The sequence below is a fragment of the Mycolicibacillus koreensis genome (assembly GCF_002104795.1).
Taxonomy (GTDB): domain Bacteria; phylum Actinomycetota; class Actinomycetes; order Mycobacteriales; family Mycobacteriaceae; genus Mycobacterium; species Mycobacterium koreense.
Window position 1 is genome coordinate 1 of sequence record NZ_NCXO01000094.1, and the last position, 3,226, is coordinate 3,226.

General features: G+C 69.7%; 3 protein-coding genes. 1 reads left to right on the plus strand and 2 read right to left on the minus strand.

Features of this window, described 5'->3' with window-relative positions; all coding sequences use genetic code 11:
- Positions 1-14: 14 nt before the first annotated feature.
- Both B8W67_RS19940 and B8W67_RS19945 read right to left on the minus strand, forming a co-directional pair.
- On the minus strand, positions 15-266 hold the full coding sequence (locus tag B8W67_RS19940; protein WP_085305913.1) for a hypothetical protein: 252 nt from the start codon (positions 264-266) through the stop codon (positions 15-17).
- Entirely contained in the window at positions 263-1,264 is a 1,002-nt protein-coding gene (locus tag B8W67_RS19945) for an acetyltransferase Pat (protein WP_372507413.1), read from the minus strand. Before B8W67_RS19945 ends, B8W67_RS19940 begins: the two co-directional genes overlap by 4 nt.
- Positions 1,265-1,525: 261 nt before the next feature.
- Here B8W67_RS19945 and gdhA point away from each other — a divergent pair, with 261 nt between their 5' ends.
- Positions 1,526-2,875, plus strand: coding sequence for an NADP-specific glutamate dehydrogenase (gene gdhA / locus B8W67_RS19950; protein WP_069391398.1), 1,350 nt, complete (start codon positions 1,526-1,528; stop codon positions 2,873-2,875).
- Positions 2,876-3,226: the final 351 nt, after the last annotated feature.

Consider the following 3,226-nt stretch of genomic DNA (forward strand, 5'->3'; position numbering starts at 1 on the left):
GGCCCACGATCAGTTCATTTCACCGTTCGCGGCGTGTCGCCCGGACTCCCCATCTCCCAGGTTCGTGGTGAAGAGCCGGTTTTGCCGGCGGCGTCGCCGTACTCGTAGCCGGCGGGCAGCAGACCGGTGACCCGCTTGATGCGCTCCGGTTTCACGCCGGCGGGGCGGCTCGACGACGGTGCACTCGGCACCGGCGGCGGCGCCACAGACGTGCATCCGCCGGCCAGCAGCGCGACCAGGGTGAGCGCCGCGACCGGGGTCCTCATCCCGCGGCCCGGATCACCTGACGGGCGACGTCTTTGATCGCGGTGCGCAGCGACGGCTCGAACGGCAGGCCGGCGGCCTCGGGCACGACGATCACCGTGGTGACCACGCCGCGGTCCTCGTCGCGGGCCCAGCGGGCGCCGTGGCGGTCCATGATCGTGCGCATCGCCAGGTTGTCCGAGAGCATCCGGCCGAAAAAGCGCCGCACCCCGGCGAGTTCGGCGGCGATCACCAGCGCGTCGAAGAGCACGGTGCCGATCCCGCGACCCTGGTAGGCATCGGCGACGGTGAACGCGATCTCGGCGAGCTGCGGGTCGGTGCTGTCACGGACGAAGCGGGCGTCGGCGATCGGGGCGTCGTCGTCGGCGGGGTCGGTCATCACCCACACGAAGTGGTCGACGTAGTCGACCTCGGCGAGATAGGCCATCAGCGACGGGCTGGGCACCTGCGCGGTCATGAAGCGGCGGTAGAGGGTTTCGGTGGAGAACTCGACGTGGCCCTGCAGGGTGCGTTCGCTGTCGCCGGGCAGCACCGGGCGCAGCGACAGCTCGGTGCCGTCGCGCAGCCGGATCCCCACCGGCGTGACCAGCGCGGCCAGCCGCTGACGCATGGTGCGCACCAGCCGGTCGAACACCGTCGGCAGCTGCACCAGGCGTTCCATCGCCGCGGCGTCGCCGATCCACCCGGTCAACGGCTCGGTGGTGATGACCGTCGCGGTGCGCGGCGAATCGCGCAACAGCGCTATCTCCCCGACGATCATGCCCGCCGAGACGGTGTCGACCACCACGACCTCGTCGTCGTCGGTGTGCAGCACCTCGGCGACCCCGGAGGAGATCAGCAGAAACGACACCGGCCGCTCGCCCTGCTTCATCAGCAGTTCCCCGCCGCCGGCGTGCAACGGCTGCAGCCCGGCGGCCAGCTCGGCGAGGTCGGCGCGCGGGCAACCGGCGAAGATGTCCATCGCGGCCAGATCGGCCACCTGCGCGGTCAGTCTGACCACCCGGCCATGCCCATCGCCGCGCCCCGTTTCCGCCGCCGTCGTTTGCTGGCCCCAGGCTATGGCCGCCGCTGCGGGCCCGGCAAGCACCGCGGGGGCGCGCCCCAATTGGTGTCGAGGACCCCGGGCGCACTAATCTGTCAGCCGGTGAGAGCGTGGCCGGGGCCTCGGTGCCTGCGGCACGGCCGACCGCCGGCCACCGACGCCGGGTCCGTCACCGGGCCAGCCCACCACCGCCACAGACCCGAGGAAGCAATGCCGAATATGACCGCGCTGGACCAGACGCTGCACGACATCTACGACGAGGTACTGCACCGCAACCCCGGCGAAACCGAATTCCACCAGGCCGTCTACGAGGTGCTCAGCAGCCTCAAGCCGGTGGTCGCCAAGCACCCGCACTACGTGGACGCCGCGGTCATCCACCGCATGTGTGAGCCGGAGCGCCAGATCATCTTCCGGGTGCCGTGGCTCGACGACGCCGGCACCGTGCAGATCAACCGCGGTTTCCGGGTGGAGTTCAACTCCGCGCTGGGTCCCTACAAGGGCGGGTTGCGGTTCCACCCGTCGGTCTACCTGGGCATCGTGAAGTTCCTCGGTTTCGAGCAGATCTTCAAGAACTCGCTGACCGGGCTGCCGATCGGCGGCGGCAAGGGCGGCTCGGACTTCGACCCGAAGGGCCGCAGCGACAACGAGATCATGCGGTTCTGCCAGTCGTTCATGACCGAGCTGTACCGCCACATCGGCGAGTACACCGACGTGCCGGCCGGCGACATCGGGGTGGGCGGCCGGGAGATCGGCTTCCTGTTCGGCCAGTACAAGCGGATCACCAACCGCTACGAGTCCGGGGTGCTCACCGGCAAGGGACTGACCTGGGGCGGCTCGCAGGTGCGCACCGAGGCCACCGGGTACGGCGCGGTGTTCTTCGTCGACGAGATCCTCAAGACCTCCGGCGACGCCTTCGACGGCAAACGGGTCGTGGTGTCGGGGTCGGGCAACGTGGCGATCTACGCGATCGAGAAGATCCACCAGCTCGGCGGTGTCGTGGTGGCCTGCTCGGACTCCTCCGGGTTCGTCGTCGACGAGAAGGGCATCGACCTGGAGCTGCTCAAGGAGGTCAAGGAGGACCGCCGCGAGCGCCTGCAGGCCTACATCGACGGCCGCGGCGGCGCGGCCGACTTCGTGCCGGGCCGGCTCACCTGGGACGTGCCGTGTGACATCGCGGTGCCGTCGGCCACCCAGAACGAGCTCAACGGCGAGGACGCGGCCCGGCTGATCAAGAACGGCTGCAAGATCGTCGCCGAGGGCGCCAACATGCCGTGCACCCCGGAGGCGGTGAAGCTGTTCACCGAGGCGGGAGTGAAGTTCGCCCCCGGCAAGGCCGCCAACGCCGGCGGGGTGGCCACCAGCGCGCTGGAGATGCAGCAGAACGCCTCCCGGGACTCCTGGACGTTCGGCTACACCGAGCAGCGACTCGCCGCGATCATGCACGGCATCCACCAGCGCTGCCTGGACACCGCCGACGAGTACGGCGCCCCGGGCAACTACATGGTCGGCGCCAACATCACCGGGTTCATCCAGGTCGCCGACGCGATGCTCGCCCAGGGGCTGATTTAGCTCTGGCTCGCGGCACCCGACGGGTGGTGTCGGGCGTGCCGGCGACGCCGTTTGCCGCGTGCCTTGTGCACTGAGGGCGGCGACACGCGCGGCAGCGCCGCCGTGGATGCACAAGGGATCGCCGTGAGTGCACAAACCCGGCCCGGCCGAGACCGACGCCGCCAAGACCCACGGGCGCACCACGCAGAAAGCCCCGGCCGATTCCCCGGAGGCTCCCCAAAGCGACACCGGGTCGCGACTCATGTGTGCCACATCACGCGTCTCATCACAGGTGGGTTGCGTCCACCAGAGTGGTGTACGAGTCGGGACCTGATCTTGGTGACCGGCGTGTCGTAGCCAAATGATTGAAGG